This window comes from Ruegeria marisflavi (assembly GCF_025673445.1).
Lineage (GTDB): Bacteria > Pseudomonadota > Alphaproteobacteria > Rhodobacterales > Rhodobacteraceae > Ruegeria_B > Ruegeria_B marisflavi.
This window is the reverse complement of the sequence record NZ_JAOVQN010000041.1, coordinates 1-18,617: the sequence shown is the minus strand read 5'-3', so window position 1 is coordinate 18,617 and position 18,617 is coordinate 1. Positions and strand designations below refer to the sequence as shown.

The window sequence follows — 18,617 nt, the reverse complement described above, 5'->3', positions numbered from 1 at the left end:
GGGCAGCGTGTTCACATGGGTCAAATCTCGGTGGAAAATTATGGGGCTACCGGGTCACTTCTCAGCAAAAATCAACATCATGGGCTCTCCGAGGCTTTCATCCGCGCGGAATGGGCGCAGATCGTTCAGGCGAAAGGTCTAATCGATCAGCGTTCATACCTGAAAGCATCCAGAGCCGGACGCGGCACTCCTCTCGATCGCCGCAAGAGGGCCGCGCTCTGGGTAATCTTCACCGATTACCGGACTAGAATGATAAGTGAGGGGCTCGCTGAACCGGATGATGCCTACCGTGAAGCGATCGAGATCCTTGCTGCAGAGGCGCCTAACCTGCCCTATACGGCGGTGATCGTCGACGAGGCGCAGGATATGGGGGAACAAGCCTTTAGATTAATCAGGGCTATCGTACCGGAGACGCCGTCTGGGGACAGCAATTCGCTCTTCATAGTCGGGGATGCGCACCAGCGGATTTACGGGCGTAGAGCCAGCATGTCTTCCTGCGGCATCAATGTCCGCGGACGGTCTCGGCGACTTCGCCTGAATTATCGAACGACCCAAGAGATTCGAGCGTGGGCCGTATCCGTTCTTGAGGGTGTAAGCGTGGATGATCTCGATGAGGGAAGTGACACGCTACGCGGATATGTGAGCCTCCTGCATGGAGTATCACCGAACCTGGTTGGATGCGCCTCCGAACAGGAGGAGCTCAAGGGTCTTGCGTCTTGGGTGAAAGCTCTCCCCTCCGATGACATGCATTTTTCAGACGTTGGTGTCCTCTGTGCACGTCGAGCGGACGTGGATCGGGTGAGTGAAACCTTGCGCGCGGGTGGCATCGAGACAGTGATCCTCCAAGCTGGTGCGGATGATCGATCAATCCCGGGGGTACGTATCACGACCATGCACCGCGCAAAGGGACTTGAGTTCTTCGCAGTTGCAATCCCCTTCTTGTCTGAAGCGGCATTCCCGCCGCCAGGTGCATTGAAATCAGCTGTCGACGCCGCGGACCGAGAGGACATTGTCACTCAGTATCGCTCTCTTTTGCACGTCGCAGCGACGCGAGCAAAGCGTGCTTTGCGTGTTTCTTGGTCTGGACAGCCGACAAGCCTTATAAAGTGATGAGAAATGGTTCAGTTCACCCGCAAATTGTCGATCACCTAAACTTCGCATCCCATAGGCAAGTTTGTACCATCGCGGTAAAACCGTTCCGCACGCGGCAGATTAATTGCGTGCAGGTCGGCTATAATATTGACCCTCATCTTGGGGTGATCAGCATCTTGGTTCAACTTTTTGCGGCAAATGTCAGCGCATGCACAGGTGAGAGATTTCGTGCCAAAACCGCGGACAGTCCATCGCCCAAACCATTGATTGCGGCTTGACGCTTTGTCATCAATAATCTCGCTTATCTTAAAGACGAGCGCTTGACCTCGGAACAGCGATGTCATACCTCGTAGAACTCTGAGCGGGCGTTGTGTAATGGTAAGACCCTTGCCTTCCAAGCAACGTTTTTAAGTTTCCCTGACATTCCTGAGGTTGCCAAGTCTTTCACTTTATGTGAAAAATTCAAGCATGGTCATTCCCTCTGTGTCCTAGTGTTTCCATTCAAATCCGACAAAAAACTGACAAAATGCCAAAGCTCACAGAGACCTTCGCCCGCAAGGTTCCGCAGACAAAATCGGGCACCGACAAGCACTGGGATAGCGAGGTCCGAGGGCTTGTGCTCTTCGTCGGCAAGAAGGCCAAGACTTGGTACTACCAGAAGGACGTCGGTGGTCAGACACGGAGGGTCTTAATCGGTCGATATCCGGTGATCACAGCGGAGGTGGCCCGGCAGACGGCTCTCGGGTTTGCGCTTGAATGGGGCAGGGGCGCAGGTAAGAAAATCCAAATCGGCGCTCCATCCCTGCAAGTTGCGATGGAAGCCTATCTGGCGCGACCCAAGCTTCGGTCCGATACGCATAAGCTGACTATGCGGCAGCAGTTCGAGCTTCATCTCAAGGATTGGTTGCGCCTGCCTCTCGATGAAATCACCAAATCGATGGTGGTGGAACGGCATAGGTCACTTGCGGCGACTCCATCGACGGCCAACCATCTTTTGAAGTATTTTCGGACAGTCTGGAACCATGCTCGTCGTGTTCATGATCTGGCGGAATCTCCAACCATGGCGATCGAGTGGTATGATGAGCAGCCGAAAGGCGCGGTCATCGAAGACCTAAAGGAATGGCGTCGCGAAGTGGGCAACCTCCACAACCCGATCCACAAGGTCTTCTACGAGCTGATCCTGTTTACAGGCTTTCGCAAGACCGAAGCTCTGACGCTGGAATGGAAGAATGTTCGTGAGGATCACATCCATCTCCCCATGACCAAGAACGGGCGCAGTTTCGATTTCCCGATCTCGCAGCTGCACCACGAAATCTTGGCGCCGGTCCGTGGATTAAGCCGGCAATGGGTGTTTCCATCGCCGAAGTCCTTCACGGGCTACATTACCGGCCCTGAGAAGATTACTTGGTCTCCGCACGCGCATCGGCGGACTTTCGCGACCATCGCAATGGAGGCGGGAATTCTGGAAGAGGTTGTCGGCCGCTTGCTGAACCACACGCCTTTGTCCATTACTGGACAGCGGTATGTGAAACCAAGTCTGGATGCCTTGCGCCCCTCGATGGAGACGATCTGCAGGGAAATCCAAGACCGCATAGGATCTGTTGAGAAAATATGAACGCTGACATTGCGCGCTCGAAGGATAGATAAGATGCGGAATTCAATGGATGAGTATCAGGAAGCCTATCTAAAAAGGTTTTGTGAGGTGTGTCCTATACTTGAGAAGCACTTTGCTTCGATAGATGAACAGCGCATTTCACATCTCGTCCATTTTTTTCTGGCCGTAAAAGAGGCTGCTCTGTACGAGAGCTGGAATTTTGATCAACAGCAAGACCACCTGACGCGCCTGCGTGCCCAGCTCCGGCAGGCGGCAGAAAGTCTTTCTAAGATCCACCATGGTGTTTTGCGTGAAGTCGAGTTGAACCTGACTTTGCCGCTTGAGGTCTTGAACGGAACCTATGACCGCAAAACCTGCGCAGAGGAGGTGTTTGAACGAGCTCCCAGTTTCGCCGAGGTTGATGTCGCCAAGCAGGTGTTTCGGGGCTTGATCTCCTTTGCGGAGAACATCGACAAGGCGATAAAGTACACTCAGGACGAGTTGCCCGTAGGTATCGCGACCGGCAATCGGAACATCGATGCCTGGAAGGTTGTGGAGGCCGCCGTGGAAGTGAGCCGCAGATACCCCGACAAAATGAACGTGCCCAAAAAGATGAACGGTTCAGGGCCACTGCGCCGTTTGCTCGTTGATCTTTTCGATCTCTACAACATCAACGCAAACGTGGACGCCGCATTCAACGGTTGGGCCAAGCATATAGATAGAAATCGTGAGTCTTTGGATTTGCTACCCATAGATTAACGTCAAGAAAACCCTTCATTTTGATGACAGGAAATCAAAGTGGAGAAACAAATTGGAGCAAGTTTACCTCACCTCCAAAGAGGCAGCGAACTACACCAACTTAAGTGAAAGCTATCTGGCAAAGCTTCGGATGTACGAGAAGGGTCCCCGTTTCCTTCGCATTGGCGCGAGGGCTATCCGGTACCTGAAGGCTGATCTCGACGATTGGATGACATGTGCGTGCAGGTGAGCAGTGTATCGGCAATTCTTTGTCAATGAGATGCCGATCGATCAGCACAGAATATCTGTAAACTTTAGCGGATCCCGCTGATCAAGACACAGAGGTGTCGGGCTCAGAAACCAGCCCATCAACTTACTGCTGGAGAGAATGAATGCTAACTTCACAGTTTAGCAAAGGGGAGAGCTATGTCTCCACTCCCCAAGCCGAGCCGACCCCACTGTTCGGAGCACTGAGGGCCTCGGAACCGGTTCCTTGGGACGCTTTTGGACGCTTGGCCGAAGTGGTCAGGGCCATTTCGACATTGACGCAGGCGCCCGATGAAATCGCGATGCAAAGCGTCCTGATCGTAGTCAGTTTGGCCACACAGGCACACGCCGATGCGGAGTTTCTTTTTGGTTCTGTCCCGCTGAGCTGCTTCGCGCTGACCGTGGCTCAATCCGGTGAGCGGAAATCGGCATGTGACCATCTGGCGTCAACTGCGGTCGAGCGTTTCGACGTCGAACGGGGCCGCAAGTACTATCACGAAAAGCGTAAGTTTGAAGCGGCGAAGTTGGCCTATCAGAAGGGCAGAAGGCGCAAGAGGAACGATGATTTTGACGTAATCGACGATGACATCAAAAAAGTGGCCGTAGACCTCCCGCCTGAACCCCCGCTTTACCCCGCGATGCGGATCAGCGACCCAACGATCGAAGGGCTTTTTCGCCAATTGGAAATTGGTTTCCCATCTGTCGCTGTGATGACTGATGAAGGCGGTCAGTTTTTTGGCGGTCACAGTATGAAAAAGGAAAACGCGCTCAAAACTGCCGCGGGATTTTCCAAGCTTTGGGATGGAGCCTCACTCACCAAAAGCAGAGCATCCTCAGAGCCGGTCCAGCTAAACGGTAAGCGAGTATCACTTCATTTGATGATCCAACCCGGCGTCGCGCAGAGTGTGGTCGGTGATCCCATCATGAAAGACCAGGGATTGCTATCGCGGGTTCTTATCGCTTGGCCCGAAAGCAAGATCGGTTCACGGGTAATTCGCAAAAGCGAGGCTCGCTCGGCGGAAGAGGCCGAAGCCAAATCTGTTTTGGCCGCGTTCGATAAACGCATAACTGAACTCTTAAACGCGGACCTGCCCATTCATCCGGGGACACGGGCCGATTTGCAACCGAGGGTATTGGCGCTGTCCGAGAAGGCGCGGAAACAGCTTGAGGACTTCTACAATCGAGTCGAGCAGGCTTCAGTGAAGGGAGGGGCATTCGAATACATGACGGGCTTTGCCGCGAAGTCGCCTGAAATGGCCGTTCGGATTGCCGGGATCCAAACCATCTTCGCCGATGAAACCGCCCCTGAGGTCACTGCAGAGACAATGGAAAACGGCATCGGGATGATGGAGTGGTATCTGTCGGAAATGTTGCGCATCACGGATACCGGTCGGCCCAACGAAGAACTTCGTGCCGCAGAAGAGCTGCGGTCCTGGGTTTGCGATAAGTGGCACAAGGATTTCATCGACAAGCGCACAATGATGAAATACGGCCCTGGGCACCTGCGTGACGGCAACACCCTGACGCGCTGCATCCAAAAACTTGAGGAGCACGGTTGGCTCGTTCGCGGAGCCGGAAAGCAAGTGATCTGCGGCGCCGTCAGTCGTACATTTTGGCGGGTTGTGCGCTCAGGTGCCTTGCAATGAAGTCGGCTGGTATCCGCACCATCAGGGAATGTTTTGAAAATGCAGAGGAGATTTTTCCGGCTGGGGATCCTCGCAACAGTGAAGAGGACGATCAGTCAACGCGATCTAAACGTTTGCCGCAGATGCCGCAGTTGCCGCAGCAACAGGCGCGTGCATGCAAGAGCCTGACCGATGAGGATGACGCGTTTGAGGAGCGGGCCGCCATCATGGAGTATGATGGTGGCTTGCCGCGGCCATTGGCTGAATTCCTTGCTGGGCGTCGTTGTGCGCAACGTGGTACAAAGGGGCAATGACCAAGCGGCTGGACGTTGCGGTTGTGTTGCGAACGGCAATTTATTGGGGGCCAAACTCGTTCCCGGCCCTTTCAAGATTAGCCTAGCGGTAGGACAGTCGCCCAAAGCTGCGACGCGCTTCGGTTGGATGCAAAGGCACCCGAACTCTGAAAGCCAGGGGCTTCTCCCTAACTCTCTCTAGCTCGATATTGGCGTTCGGTGACTTCGGAATGAGCGTGCGCCGAGGTGCACCAAAGGTGCGCGCTCGCAGGTCTTTAGCCTTTTTGCCTTCAAGCCGCGCGAATGGGGGAGCAGATAAAGGGTGCACGATGGGCCTTGCGTCGAGTAAGGAAGCTGGACGTTCACAGGGATTGAAGGCCGGTCATGACGCAGACTGACACACTACCCGCCTATCGCTGGGTGATTGCGATTGCCGCTGGCCTGATCCTCGGCATCGGCATGGGCGCCACGATGAATGGCATAACGGCCTACATCGTCCCGATGGAAGAGGCTTTCGGCTGGAGCCGGTCCCAGGTTTCAACGATCAACGTGATTGGGCTGATCGGGCTTGCTATCGGCGGGGTCGTGATGGGAGCCGTTGGCGATAGGTTCGGGACCCGCCCCGTGGCCCTCTTCGGTTCTGTCATTCTCGGGGTCTGCTACCTTGCGGCGTCGCAGGCGACGGCGTTGTGGCAGTTGTACCTTCTGATGGCAATCGCCGGATTTTTTGGCGCAGCTTCGATCTTTGCGCCGATGTTCGCCGCGGTAGGAAACTGGTTCCCTGTTGGGGCAGGGCTGGCCATTGGCATTGCCTCGGCAGGACAGGCACTTGGGCAGGGCACAGTGCCATATGTCTCATCGATCCTGATCGAGGCATACGGAACAAGCGCGACACTGGCCATCACCGGATTCGTGATGCTGGCGGTGATGGTGCCATTGTCGCTTTTGATCAGCCCACCACCCCAGACCGGGGCAAGCGGGCGGGCAATGCAATCGGCCCGAGATGCGCAATACCCGCCGGAGCATGTGGTCATTCCCGCGCTGTGCGCTGCTATTTTTCTGTGCTGTACCTGCATGTCGGTACCACTGGTGCACCTTGTGCCGCTGATCCGCGACCGTGGGTTCAGCAATGAAGAAGCCGGCGGTGTCATCTTCATCATGTTGATGGCGGGGATTGCTGGACGGGTAGCCTTCGGCAAGTTGGTCGATGTGATCGGTGCAGTGCGGGCCTATATGACCGCCGTTTTGTGGATGACGGCAATGATCCTTGGCTTCACGATGATCGAATCCTTGGGGACCTTCAAGATTTACGCGGTAATTTATGGCTTCGGTTATGCCGGGGTGATGACCGGGATCCTTGCCTCAACCGCAACGCTGACCCATCCTACCCGTCGAGGTGCGGCTCTTGGGAAGGTCAACATGTTCGGAGCGCTGGGTCATGCCAATGGTGGGTTCCTTGGGGGACTGCTATTTGATTTCACCGGAGGTTATGAACTGGCCTACGGCGTGGCGGCTGCGGCGGGGGTACTGAACCTTCTATTGGTCGGAACTGTTCTTCTCAAGCCGCGCGGGCAGGGGCCATTGGCCGCTTGATCGTAAGGAAGGACATGCCTTTTCGTACGCTCCCAGCTAGGCCCTGCAAGTTGCTACTTTTTAAAACGTCTGTAGGCACATCTCGGTCGAGCATCTACACTATAGATGGGTGCGAAGGTTCCCGTCCTTTGCTTGTGGCATAAGCTGCTAATAATCGTTGCTTGGGTCCTTCCTCGGGCGTTCCTTCACGCGGGTATTTCGTGCTCCGTGGCTTCGGTGAGTTGCGTGTTAACGCAGGGGTGAGGATAAGGTTGTTGTTGAATTCGCGACCTGCAATCGACTTCCAGTCAAACGTCATTGGTAATAACGGGGGAGGGGTGGGGCAAATCCCTGAAACTGCCTAAACTCCAAACCCGTCACTACTCACACGCGCAGATTTTTTTCCCGAACATTGCTTGAATTCGGTCGCAAGCTCGTTCCGCATCCTTCAATAACGGTTGTTGGGTGTGCCTCAAGGGGATGCAGGAAGTAACCTTTTGTTTCCAGGTGGTTAGTAGGTGCGAGTTCTTGAGGCTGTCAGACAGCCTTTGAACCAGGCGAACTCAAGATCATTTTTCCCGGCCGCCTGAGGTCGTCCAGCGGGTTTTTCATGGAAGAGCTTAGGGGATGTCCGGTCGTGAGATTTCCGCATCCATTCGGCTGCCCTCGAATGGGAATTCCATGTGCAGCTTGTCGATCCGGTTGCATCAGCTTAAGATCGGCATCCGATATCGGGCGTGGCTTGTAACAGACGCTGCCCCGGCGGACCCCAAGCAAAATGGCCTGACGGAAAGTGAGGCTTGGAGAGCTATCAGCCCAAAGGCACAGATGCTTTACATTTGGTTGCGCCTAGAGTGGAAGGGTAACAGGTTCAATAACAATGGGATGTTGAAACTAAGCTACCGTCGGGCTGCCTTCAGACTGGGCGTTGGCATAAATACTGCTATGGCAGCTTTTCACGAACTTCAAGCCAAGGGCTTTGTTTTGATTACGCGTCTAGGTGCGTTGGGGTTATTGCGCTCAAGGGACAGGCTTGCATCTACTATGAGCTTAACGCGGTAATTTCTACTAGGTCGCCACGTTTGCGAGTCGGCATCCAAGGACGAAAGATGACTGAACAAAAAAGGACCGGGAATTTTCCGCGCCTCCCGATAACCGAAACGGTGAATGCGTTCGTCGCGTTTCTTTTCGCAGCATCGGCACCGGTGGCAATCATCCTGGGGGCCGGGGTGCGCGGCGACCTTTCTCAAGCTGATCTTGCCTCTTGGATTTTTGCAGCATTTGCGCTGAATGGCGCCCTGAGTATCGGCATGTCGGTTTACTTCAAGCAACCGCTTGCGTTTTTCTGGACTATTCCCGGTACGGTGCTCGTCGGAAGCGCGCTTCAATCGCTCAGTCTCTCCGAGGTGATTGGCGCGTATATTCTGACCGCATTGCTTCTGCTGATATTGGGTTTAACAGGTTGGGTCAGGTCCGCCATGGATCGCTTGCCCATGCCAATCGTAATGGGGATGGTGGCCGGAGTATTCGTCCAGTTTGGCCTCGACTGGATACGTGCGTTCCAGTCCGATTTCATTTTGGTCGCAGCGATGTCCGCGACCTTCGTGCTCCTTACCGCTGCCCCGAAGTTGCAGGCGACCTTTCCGCCGATGATTGCAGTATTGGTGGTTGGTCTGCTGATCCTCGGCTTTCAGGGCGAAGACAGCTTTGCATGGTCCGGCAAAAATCGCGTTCTTGCCGCTCCGCAGTTTCACTGGCCAGTGTTTTCCCTGGCAGCGGCGCTGGAACTGGTGGTTCCCCTCGCAATCACCGTGATTGCCGCTCAGAACGCTCAGGGAATTGTGATCCTGCGAAACGCGGGACATCAACCGCCAGTCAGCGCAATTACCACGGCATGCGGGGCGGCCTCGCTGGCAACCGCATTTTTCGGATGTGTGTCGAGCTGCCTGACCGGACCGTCCAACGCAATCCTCGTATCGAGCGGCAAAACCGAACGCCAATGGATCGCCGCCGTGGTGCTGGGCGGCTTTGCAGTCGTGTTCGGATTTTTCTCGCCCTTGATTACAGACCTGCTGCTTGCAACGCCAACCGCTTTCCTGAGTACACTAGCCGGCCTCGCGCTGCTCCGCACACTTCAATCGTCGTTCCAAGCCGCTTTTGGGCCGGTTTTTCCACTAGGTGCCCTCGTTGCCTTCCTGGTGACACTCGCTGGCATGCCTATCCTGAACATCGGCGCGCCGTTCTGGGGGCTGGTTTTCGGTGTTTTGGCGAGCTTATTGATGGAAAAAGAATCGTTTGCACAGCGCTAAGCGTTTGGTTGGGCAACTGCTCTCATTTCGCAAGGTCGATTGCGCAGTCTTTCGGTGGGGCCACGTCGGTTCGAACTGCGCTCCCGACAAACCCGCGTCCTGCCTCCCCCTTGGAGGGGGGCAAGTCGACACGATTTGGTTGCCCGATGGGTTGGGGCAAACTGGTTTGACGTCGACGTAAGCAAAAGCGCAAGGCAATGCCGACAGGAAGCTCCTCGTTTGCTCTTGAACATCCGAGCCTTCGCTGAAAAGTTCCGGTGTGACAGTCGGATTTTGTTGGTCATCCCAGCCTTTGTCCGCTCGTAGAACAGCACGCCACGGATACCGCCATGAGCCAACAGTCGAACCTGATTTTCCCTTTCGAAAAGATGCCCGACTTCGGGGATGTTTGCGAGGTTGCGGACGGTATCCTTTGGATCCGAATTCCCCTTCCATACCAGCTCGATCACGTGAACATCTACCTTGTTCGGGACCATGTCGGGTGGGCCGTGATTGACACCGGGATCAAGACAATGGAGGCCATCGCCGCTTGGGAGGCCTACTTCGCCGGACCGCTGTCGGGTATATTGATCTCAAAGGTAATCGTTACACATCACCATCCTGACCATATTGGTCTGGCCGGCTGGATGTGCGAACGGTTCGATGCGCCGCTGCTGACCAGCTACTCCACCTATATGGGCAGCAAGGTGATCTCTCTTGGTGGAAACGAGCGTCAGACGCGCAGCTATTTCGATTTTTATACTCGGCACGGCATGTCGCGGGAGGGAGCAGGGATTGTTGCGATCCAGGGCAACGACTATCTGCGCCGGGTCGGTGAGCTACCAGATTCCTTCCTGCGTCTACTGATGTCTGACGTTTTGGAAATCGGCGATCGAACGTTTCGGATCATAACCGGGGACGGTCATGCACATGAGCAAGTGCTGCTATATTGCAAAGAAGAAAAACTGCTTTTCGCCGCAGATCAGATTCTTGAGAAAATTTCGCCTAACGTCAGTGTCTATGCTGACGAAAGAAGCGGCGATCCGCTTGGGCATTTTCTGCGATCGCTACGGTTTCTGAGAGCCGAGATCCCTAACGACGTGCTCATTCTGCCCGGCCACCGCCGTCCTTTCGTAGGTCTTCAGCAACGCTGCGCCGAACTGGAGGCTCATCACGAAGAACGCTGTGACCTCATTCGGAGTGCCTGTAGTGTGCGGCCGCATACCAATGCCGAACTTGTTGGAATTCTCTTCCTGCGAGAACTTGATGCGCACCAGATGAGCTTTGCGTTCACCGAGACCTTGGCACATGTAAACCGGTTGGTTCGGCGTGGTGAGATCGAGACTGTGCCGGACGGCGATTTGCTCATAAACCGGCCTTTGGTTTCTTGCTGAATGCGGCGCCAAGACAGTCCACACATCCACAAATGACAAAACCTTCAGAAGGGAGCAGATGCCGTGCCGATTTCTAGAATTGATCATATGGGTGAGGTGTGGCCAAACGCTCTGCCAGGGTCCGCGGCAGCGGATTACGGTAGCATCAGCCTTTCCCCCGAAGGCGCGTTTCCGGTGCGCAGCTTCCAGACCTTCACAATCGTTTACACTGTCGGCGAGTACGGGTTAGACGACACCGGCGCGATAAAGCTGGTGCAAAGGTGGACAGCAGACAACGGCGTGGCGCAATGTCATGACCCGGCAGCGCCGAACTACATTACCGCAATTGCATCGAACGGAGTAAGGCTCGACCTGCATATCGAGCCATATCCGCACCAACGTCCATGGTACAACGGCCTGCGGATTACCGTGGCGCGGGGCTACATGGAGCCCGGCGACACGATCACCATCACTCTCGGTGACCGGTCCGGCGGGTCGCCCGGTTACCGGCTGCAAACCTTCTCGGAAAGCTGCCTCGAATTCCTTGTTCTGGTGGACGCCTGCGCGACAGGTGTTTTCCTGCCCATCGCTGCAAAAGGTGTCGAGGTCTTGCCCGCCCCGATTGACCGCTGGGTTCTGACCGCGCCGACCCTGCGCCGCCCGGGCGAGGCGTTTTCCATTGGCATCCGCGCCGAGGACCATTGGGGCAACGCGACCGGCTTCCACCCGACGCGGCTCAGGCTGCGTGCGTCAGGCCCCGTCGAAAACCTGCCGACCGAAGTTGACTTCGCCGAAGGTCGTCGAGCCATGCGGATCGGCAATCTATCCATCGGCGCCGAAGGCACGACACATCTGGAGCTTCTGTCCGAGGATGGCGCGGTTCTGGCCCAGTCCAACCCGGTCCTTGTCAGACAGGGCGACCATGCCGCTTATTGGGGGGACTTGCACGGTCAGAGCGGCGAAACAGTCGGGATCAACACAATCCGCGAGTATTTCGAATTCGCGCGCGACGTCGCATTCCTTGATGTAACCAGCCATCAGGCGAACGACTTCCAGATCACCAACGGGTTCTGGTCGGAGATCAACGCAGTCAGCGCCGAGTTCGACGTCCCCGGCCAATTCACCGCCTTTCCAGGCTACGAATGGTCGGGAAACACGCCGCTTGGGGGAGATCACAACGTGTTCTTCCGCAACGAAGGCGAACAGATCCACCGGTCCAGCCATGCGCTGCTTGCTGACCGGTCGGACCTGGCGACTGATGCCCATACCATCAATGATCTGTTCGCCGCCCTGCAAGGTAGGGATTGCGTGCTCTATGCCCATGTAGGCGGCCGCCCGGTGGATATTTCCCGTGGCGAGGATGCGCGCCTCAGAACCGCAGTCGAGGTGCATTCCGACTGGGGGACCTTCGAATGGATTCTCACAGATGCGTTCAAGCTGAACTACCGTGTCGGCGTGGTCTGCAACAGTGACGTTCACAAGGGCGCCCCTGGTGCCGCCTATCCCGGCGCCTCCGAGTTCGGCGCGGCAAGCGGCCTAACCTGCTTTCTGGCCAAGGAGCTGGCGCGCGACGGGATCTTCCGCGCCATGCGCGAGCGGCACCATTTCGGCACCACCGGATGCCGCGCCCATATCGACGTCGCGATTCATCTGGGAACCCAAGGCGAGGTCTTTCCCGAGGATCCTCGGGTTTCCGACTTGCCGCCAAAGCCCGCGACTCTTGCCAGAATGGGAGATATCGCCCGAACCGGCGCGCGCGAAGTGCAGGTTGATATCGATTTGCATGCCCACGCACCGATCGAACGTATCGATGTGTTCTGCCGTGACCAGCGAGTTGAAACCTTTCGGCCCTACGCCGCGCTTGATCTCGGACAGCGGATCCGCGTCCTATGGGAAGGTGCGGAATACAGGGGCCGGGGCCGGACCACCCGCTGGCACGGTAGCCTAAGCACCAGCAGAGCAACGATCGAACGTTTCCAGGCGATCAATGCATGGAACCTCGAACGCCCGGTCCGGCAAGGCGACGCAAAGACCATCGACTTCGACACGGTCACCACGGGGAACTTCGGCGGGGTCGATCTCTGGCTCAACGACACGCTGGACGGTGAACTAATCATCGACACAGGGTTGGTTCAGGCTCAAATGCGCCTGTCGGATATTGGCATGGATGACCGGATCTTCGACGCTGGCGGGTTGGAGCGTCGAATTCGCGTCTTTCGCCTTCCCGAAGCACTGGATCGATGCGAGATGCGATGCTCGACAATGATTCCGGTTGCCTCAGATGGACAGGACCTGCCGATCTGGATCCGCACCACAACCGAGGATGGTCACCGCATCTGGACCAGCCCGGTATACATCATTCCCTCCGGATAGGGTCGCACCAGAGGGGCTAGAAGGACCTAGGTTGAGACGGGAAGGGCGGGCTTGTAAGCGGACGGTATGCGAGTTGATCTGTTCGGATGTGAACCAGGAGCCGCTGCCCGGCGTGGATGACGCTGGTGGTGCGCTCAAGCGCCATGGCATCTACGTGGACAGCAAGGCGCGGGTTGTATCCTTGCGCAGAGGACGATCCACGCCGACCGCCAGACTGTACGCTGATACGAAGTGGCGCAATGGCGCCCATGCCTCGGCCTTGCAAAAACTCGAAGGCGTCGAGCGCCCCAGCAGCGCGGTTCGGCTTGCGCCCAACGAGCAGCACCGCGTCGTGCAAGTGCCGTTCGCCTGTCCGGGGCTCGCCAAGGGCTGATACCGGCAAGCCGCCCAACGGAAGCGTAAGTGTCCCGGATAAGCGTCAGAAAGGTAATGAGAAATGGCGCCTGGGACACTTGCAACATGCTGTGGCGTACATCCACACAGGACGAAGCCGCTTGATGCTGGGCAGCGAACTTCACGGCCGCCGGTTCACCAAATCGCAAAATAACTTGCGGCACTAAAGCGCCATTTCCCGCAAGCGGTCATGGAACCAGGCCCAATGAATTAAAATCGCAACCGGTCGTTCGCTGCGTCGGCATTTGATATCTCAGATGCAAAAACAGAAGAATGCCTCAACCAGGGAACGGAATCACGCGAGCGCAAAAGCTACCCAAATTATGGCAAGTAGGACTGGCTGATGAACCAGATAGATTGCGAGGCTATGTCTACCGAGTAACGTGGTGTATTGCGCCGCTATTTTCGACCGGATTGTAAGGTCGCGGGTGGTTAAAGGAAGCACCTTTGCGAACGCCATACCCGCCAAGAACGAGGAAAACCACGGGATCATAGGAAGATAATCCAACGATGGGCGGGTCGCCAGTGTCAATCCCGTCCAAGCCAGCCATGGTGAGGCGAAAATGCCTGTGTCCCAGGCTGTGCCTGCAACAAGGATTAATACCGCAAAGGTGCATAGCAACGTTGCTGGTGCTCGAACTAAGAAGCCACCGACAATAGAGCAGGCCGCAATACAGTGCAGGATCCCGAAATAAATGAATTGCTCTGGGAAAACCACATAGGTGGCCATTGTCACGAGCAGCGCTGCACCTGAAATCAAGGCTATGCGCTTTGCCCAGTTTCTTGGATTAAAATCAGCAGAATGCGCGACTACAAGGCTTACGCCGGACAGGAAAACAAAAAATCCTGCGATCACCCGGGCGAAAATGGCCCAGCCTCCGGTCGCGGTGGTCCCGGACGGCAGGAAGCCGAACAACTCAAGGTCCCGCGCAAAATGAAAAACGATCATTGCCAGAAGCGCCAAGGTGCGTGCCAAATCCAACCAGAGCAGCCGGTTGGATACGATAAATGCACTGCGATCCGGACCAGCGGGCGTTTTCCGATCGATTAATGCCATTTGTATGATGCGCTTCCAGCAGCTTCGAAATCGCCGCGACGACGGCTCAACCAGAAGATCGAAGGCGCTCCATCACTTCAGAGCATTCGTCAACCCCACCTACCATTTCTTCGGGGGCGGCTTCTCCAGATAGCGCGGCCATATCTGCTGCGGCACGATTGAGAACCTGGTCGATCTGACCAGGTGTCAATAATTGCTCTTCCTGAGCGGCCTGGATGGTCGCGCAAATCCCTGCTGACAGCCCGGTGGCGATACCAACCCCAGCAGCCGTACCAGTCATGAACGGGGCGACGAGGAATATGCCCAAAGCCGCGCCGATGACGAGTCCGAGGATCCCAGTTAGCACTTTCCCCATCTAGTTTCTCCTTGCTTTCAGTTCAGACTGGCCAAGGCCAAATAATATTGAGGATAAAAACCGTCACACCGACGGCGGCTAACAGCGGTCAACTCCAACGCGGTCCGCCTTCTTTGCGCGGGATATTAAGCCCAGCCTTGTCCATGCAAACATGATTGCGTAGATTAAAACGCCGGTGACGAGCGCGTGAGCCAGATACATCATCATCTAGATTCCATAGATGCTTTCTTCATGAGGAGTTGCGCCGGGCGAAGATGCGGCAAAGCATCATTAGAAGCAGAATAGAGCAAAGGCGCCGAAGCTGCAAACCATGGCAGAAACTGATTATTAATCCCGTCCAGCCAGAGCAACCAGAGAATACCGAGCGGCATCAGGAATACGCCGGCAAGCTGGTCCTGCTCCTGACCGAAAAGCCTGAAGGTTCCGATCAGGAGCAACGCCATGGCTACGAGGTACAGCGCCTAGGCGATCCGAATGATCCTTCGGCAAAGGATCAGCAATCCTCCGCTGGCAGCATCGTGATATTGGAATAGCGGCCGTCCGCAGTAGTGATCGCCGCGCATGATCCTGTATCGCGATTGAACCAGTAGCTCGTCAGGCCTTCGCTGCGGATCAGTTCATATCCGCGCGCTTGAAGTCCACCCTCGGCCTGACCCGCACGTGCACCCACAAAATCGGAAAGGTCTCCCGTGCCGCCAGTGCTCGCCGGCGCGGAAGCACTGCCGGTGTCTTCGATGCACCCTGCGAGCGCGACAAGCGCCGCCGCGCCGACCATCATTTTGTATTTATTAGCCATAATTTTCCTCTTTTCCTTTCATGTGAGGTTATCGCAATTCATCAATCGACAGATGCAGACGAACTTAATTTCTGCTGGTTTGCCGAACCGGCGTTTGCTCATTCAATCCCGAAGATGATGTTGTACGACTGGGCACCATTTGCGGTATTGTAGACCTCAACCACATGGTCGCCCGACTGCCAGAGCTGCCCACGGTACTCTTTCACAGCCGCCATTTCATCGAGGAGAACAGATCCATCTGGATTGTAGATCACGTATGTCATTCCGGGTCCATTCGCTGCGAGACGGAAGTATAAGAACTGACCATTGCTCGCGCCGATAACATAACGTCTACTGGCTTGCGGTTGCAGATACTCCGTGAGTTCAGTACCAGTGGAACCTGCTGGGAACCGCACGATCATGGTAGACCCGTCGCCTCCCGATGCTCCTGCGCCAGAACCCGAAGACGCTGAGTTGCTGTCCGCACCTGCAGAAGGATCGTCGCTTCCTTCGACCAGAAAATCGCCCGCGGTCCAACCCTCAAAACCCGGGTCGGCCAGCGTGGCGACGCGGCACCAGCGCCGGCCGTCTTGCATTCGGCATCCAAGGTTTCTTACATTTTGCCCGTTGTTTAGGCGAGCTACAACACTAGCGCCCGCGGAGGGGTTTGATCGCAGATTCAAGGTCCCTCCCGAAGTAACCACTTGGTAGAAATCCGGGCCGCCTTGCAGACTGTCAGCGTAATCGGCCTGCACCCTGTCGCCAGCCTCGCCCTCGACGCTGATCGCCATCATGTAGTTGGACACCTCGTTCCGCCGCGCCGCGCTGCGCATCATGTAGACGGAAACTGTGTACTCTCCGGATATCGGCAGAACTCCATCGAAGATGTTCAGATCAGGCACCGTGGGTCCCATGAACTGGCTGTTGACTAGTGCTTCTTCGCCAGGGCCCTGGCCGGGAACGTAGACGTTGAAATAGGTGGCTGCGTTCGACGGGTCGAGCCTGATCTTCATCCGCTGTCCTGCTTCAGCGCCAACCCGGTAGAGGACGTTCTCATATCCCGTGATGGAGTCATTGATTGTCGTGTCAGACGTGCCAGCGGCCAACCGGATCTGTTCGGTGCGCACCTGATCCTGCGCGAGCACGGGTGACAAGCCGCCGAAGGTTGCAACTGCCAGACCGAGCGCGGCAGCGGCGACAAGGTTGCCGAAGGGCTTTGTTCTGCTGGCCATGTTGCGTATCCTCAAAACATCTCAGTCGCGAGAAAAAGTAGCGCTGCCTTAAGTGTTGGCAAGCGTAGATAAAAAATTGCGGCTCTCGTTCGGCGTGAACGCGAAGCTTCCTTCAACACTGCAATTGGCGAGGCATCGGTCTATCCAATTGCCGCATCAATTATCCATATTCCGCGAGGCCGGTAAAAAAATGCTCGATCCGCACGCACGTGCTCACAAACCACTGTTTGAGATCTTGCCTGGTGTGTTGAGCCAGACCAATAGTGACTCGCTTTCAACTGGGTTCGGAGATTTCCATCTGAGCGCTTACTACAGCGGTGAACGGTCGAAGCTGAGCCGGAAAAATCCAGCTTCCGGCGGTCCAAGCTTGGGGAGCAGCGCAAGATTGGGCAGACTCTACATCATGGCGAGGGGTTTCGCGGGTGGCAGGTCAAAGATGTTCGAGGGCAGCCTATTAGATCATGCTGCAAACAGCAGGTTCTTCAGATGGTCCTTAGAGTCTGTGTGAAAGCACTCTTTGAAAGATTCTTCAGAACCTGAAGTCAAAATAGGTGCGCAACGAAAAACCATCGAAGTCTCGATTGCCAAACCCGTCATAGCCTATCGCAAAGCCGTAGTTTAGGTTTTCGGATGGAGTGCTGTCAAAACCAAGATCGAGCGACCCAGTGAGCAACGATGTGCGTCCATGATAGTCCGATTTCCTAAATTCTCCTGAAATGGACGGACGGACGAAGAGCGTTCCAGAGTTACCCGCCGCACCAAAATGAAACTGCATCTCAGCAGATAGTTCAGCGATCCCAAGCTCTAATACTTGCCTATGAACGCCTACATTCCGACTACCGTCACTGACCAAGTAGTGATTTTGTCTATCTCTGATGTATCCCATAGATGCTTCAGGGATGAATGTGAAAATCCCTTGTTCGATCTGACCGGACAAGCTGACATATGAAAAGAAACGTTCAGTCGAAAAGTCACCTGACCAAGAGGAGCCTGTACCATACACATCAATGCTTGCGTCGTTTTCAGAATGCCCCCAAGCTGCTCGCCCGCTTAAATAAAGATCATCAAACAATCGTGTCGAGAAATACGGCCCAAACATCCATCCGTTTCCGGAAATGTTCGAATGGCCGTCTATTTCTTCGTCAGAATGATCAAAACTCACCATAGCTCCTACAATCAGATCTTTATTGATTGAGAAGTCACCACCTAGATGAAGGATGCCAAACTGGCCATCTATTTGACCTGCGGCTCGGTTCTCCTGGTAAATTGAGTAATACCCCTCTGCCCAAAAAAATGCCCCGTTATCGGAAACAGAGTTGACCGAGAAATTGAGGCCTCCCTGTGTTCCCAAAAGCGATCGATTGGCATAGGCATTAAGGTATCCAGATGCATCCTTATCCTTCCGAAGCCCTAGGTGGTAACGCCTTGGCTCGCTTCTCAAAATGCGCTCCATTCGACGAGAAATGAACTCCCCAATTTGCTCTGTGAACGCCGAGCTTATCCGCGATGCGTCGTCCAGGACCTCGATCGAGATTGTTGCCTGTGCCTTGGCGCCATTGCTGTCGGTGACTTCGACCGTGTAGGTGGCAT

The 18,617-nt window shown here is 55.5% G+C and carries 17 protein-coding genes; 11 read left to right on the top strand and 6 right to left on the bottom strand.

Annotation, left to right across the window (positions count from 1 at the left end; translation table 11 throughout):
• The 11 genes from OEZ49_RS22285 to OEZ49_RS22235 form a co-directional block, all read left to right on the top strand.
• A partial coding sequence (locus tag OEZ49_RS22285; RefSeq protein WP_263390356.1) for a 3'-5' exonuclease occupies positions 1-1,110 on the top strand: 1,110 nt, incomplete at its 5' end.
• Between the two features lie 508 nt (positions 1,111-1,618).
• The gene (locus OEZ49_RS22280) at positions 1,619-2,707 is read left to right on the top strand and encodes a tyrosine-type recombinase/integrase (protein WP_263390355.1); all 1,089 of its coding nucleotides are present in this window, start codon (positions 1,619-1,621) and stop codon (positions 2,705-2,707) included.
• Between the two features lie 33 nt (positions 2,708-2,740).
• Positions 2,741-3,445, top strand: coding sequence for a hypothetical protein (locus tag OEZ49_RS22275; protein WP_263390354.1), 705 nt, complete (start codon positions 2,741-2,743; stop codon positions 3,443-3,445).
• A 52-nt stretch (positions 3,446-3,497) separates the two neighbouring features.
• Positions 3,498-3,674: a helix-turn-helix transcriptional regulator gene (locus OEZ49_RS23135; protein WP_397545699.1), complete on the top strand. Its 177-nt coding sequence runs from the start codon at positions 3,498-3,500 to the stop codon at positions 3,672-3,674.
• 142 nt (positions 3,675-3,816) lie between these two features.
• Positions 3,817-5,337 carry a YfjI family protein gene (locus OEZ49_RS22270; protein ID WP_263390353.1) on the top strand — a complete coding sequence of 507 codons (1,521 nt, stop codon included), beginning with the start codon at positions 3,817-3,819 and terminating at the stop codon, positions 5,335-5,337.
• The gene (locus OEZ49_RS22265) at positions 5,334-5,630 is read left to right on the top strand and encodes a hypothetical protein (RefSeq protein ID WP_263390352.1); all 297 of its coding nucleotides are present in this window, start codon (positions 5,334-5,336) and stop codon (positions 5,628-5,630) included. Before OEZ49_RS22270 ends, OEZ49_RS22265 begins: the two co-directional genes overlap by 4 nt.
• Before the next feature lie 363 nt (positions 5,631-5,993).
• On the top strand, positions 5,994-7,202 hold the full coding sequence (locus OEZ49_RS22260) for an MFS transporter (RefSeq protein WP_263390351.1): 1,209 nt from the start codon (positions 5,994-5,996) through the stop codon (positions 7,200-7,202).
• 1,088 nt (positions 7,203-8,290) lie between these two features.
• A complete protein-coding gene (locus OEZ49_RS22250; protein WP_263390350.1) occupies positions 8,291-9,490 on the top strand; it encodes a benzoate/H(+) symporter BenE family transporter in 1,200 nt (399 codons plus the stop codon).
• Positions 9,491-9,819: 329 nt separating this feature from the next.
• On the top strand, positions 9,820-10,863 hold the full coding sequence (locus OEZ49_RS22245) for an MBL fold metallo-hydrolase (RefSeq protein ID WP_263390349.1): 1,044 nt from the start codon (positions 9,820-9,822) through the stop codon (positions 10,861-10,863).
• Positions 10,864-11,286: 423 nt separating this feature from the next.
• A complete protein-coding gene (locus tag OEZ49_RS22240; RefSeq protein WP_397545700.1) occupies positions 11,287-13,215 on the top strand; it encodes a DUF3604 domain-containing protein in 1,929 nt (642 codons plus the stop codon).
• 73 nt (positions 13,216-13,288) lie between these two features.
• A complete protein-coding gene (locus OEZ49_RS22235) occupies positions 13,289-13,588 on the top strand; it encodes a hypothetical protein (RefSeq protein WP_263390347.1) in 300 nt (99 codons plus the stop codon).
• Positions 13,589-13,903: 315 nt separating this feature from the next.
• Here the strand turns inward: OEZ49_RS22235 and OEZ49_RS22230 are convergent, their stop codons facing one another.
• The 6 genes from OEZ49_RS22230 to OEZ49_RS22205 all read right to left on the bottom strand — a co-directional run.
• Positions 13,904-14,665 (bottom strand): heparan-alpha-glucosaminide N-acetyltransferase, encoded by a 762-nt coding sequence (locus OEZ49_RS22230; protein WP_263390346.1) that lies wholly within the window; start codon positions 14,663-14,665, stop codon positions 13,904-13,906.
• Between the two features lie 46 nt (positions 14,666-14,711).
• On the bottom strand, positions 14,712-15,020 hold the full coding sequence (locus OEZ49_RS22225) for a hypothetical protein (RefSeq protein WP_263390345.1): 309 nt from the start codon (positions 15,018-15,020) through the stop codon (positions 14,712-14,714).
• Between the two features lie 203 nt (positions 15,021-15,223).
• Positions 15,224-15,463, bottom strand: a complete 240-nt coding sequence (locus OEZ49_RS22220) for a hypothetical protein (RefSeq protein ID WP_263390344.1) — start codon at positions 15,461-15,463, stop codon at positions 15,224-15,226.
• A 50-nt stretch (positions 15,464-15,513) separates the two neighbouring features.
• On the bottom strand, positions 15,514-15,816 hold the full coding sequence (locus tag OEZ49_RS22215; RefSeq protein ID WP_263390343.1) for a hypothetical protein: 303 nt from the start codon (positions 15,814-15,816) through the stop codon (positions 15,514-15,516).
• 98 nt (positions 15,817-15,914) lie between these two features.
• Positions 15,915-17,027, bottom strand: coding sequence for an SH3 domain-containing protein (locus OEZ49_RS22210; RefSeq protein WP_263390342.1), 1,113 nt, complete (start codon positions 17,025-17,027; stop codon positions 15,915-15,917).
• A 529-nt stretch (positions 17,028-17,556) separates the two neighbouring features.
• Positions 17,557-18,617: autotransporter outer membrane beta-barrel domain-containing protein (locus OEZ49_RS22205; protein WP_263390341.1), on the bottom strand; the 1,061-nt coding region annotated here is incomplete at its 5' end.

Excerpts from the sequence above, each read along its gene's own strand:
- OEZ49_RS22280 (WP_263390355.1), top strand. The coding sequence starts at position 1,619 with ATGCCAAAGCTCACAGAGACCTTCGCCCGCAAGGTTCCGCAGACAAAA.
- OEZ49_RS22275 (WP_263390354.1), top strand. The coding sequence starts at position 2,741 with ATGCGGAATTCAATGGATGAGTATCAGGAAGCCTATCTAAAAAGGTTT.
- OEZ49_RS22270 (WP_263390353.1), top strand. The coding sequence starts at position 3,817 with ATGCTAACTTCACAGTTTAGCAAAGGGGAGAGCTATGTCTCCACTCCC.
- OEZ49_RS22265 (WP_263390352.1), top strand. The coding sequence starts at position 5,334 with ATGAAGTCGGCTGGTATCCGCACCATCAGGGAATGTTTTGAAAATGCA.
- OEZ49_RS22260 (WP_263390351.1), top strand. The coding sequence starts at position 5,994 with ATGACGCAGACTGACACACTACCCGCCTATCGCTGGGTGATTGCGATT.
- OEZ49_RS22250 (WP_263390350.1), top strand. The coding sequence starts at position 8,291 with ATGACTGAACAAAAAAGGACCGGGAATTTTCCGCGCCTCCCGATAACC.
- OEZ49_RS22245 (WP_263390349.1), top strand. The coding sequence starts at position 9,820 with ATGAGCCAACAGTCGAACCTGATTTTCCCTTTCGAAAAGATGCCCGAC.
- OEZ49_RS22240 (WP_397545700.1), top strand. The coding sequence starts at position 11,287 with ATGGAGCCCGGCGACACGATCACCATCACTCTCGGTGACCGGTCCGGC.
- OEZ49_RS22230 (WP_263390346.1), bottom strand. The coding sequence starts at position 14,665 with ATGGCATTAATCGATCGGAAAACGCCCGCTGGTCCGGATCGCAGTGCA.
- OEZ49_RS22225 (WP_263390345.1), bottom strand. The coding sequence starts at position 15,020 with ATGGGGAAAGTGCTAACTGGGATCCTCGGACTCGTCATCGGCGCGGCT.
- OEZ49_RS22220 (WP_263390344.1), bottom strand. The coding sequence starts at position 15,463 with ATGGCGTTGCTCCTGATCGGAACCTTCAGGCTTTTCGGTCAGGAGCAG.
- OEZ49_RS22215 (WP_263390343.1), bottom strand. The coding sequence starts at position 15,816 with ATGGCTAATAAATACAAAATGATGGTCGGCGCGGCGGCGCTTGTCGCG.
- OEZ49_RS22210 (WP_263390342.1), bottom strand. The coding sequence starts at position 17,027 with ATGGCCAGCAGAACAAAGCCCTTCGGCAACCTTGTCGCCGCTGCCGCG.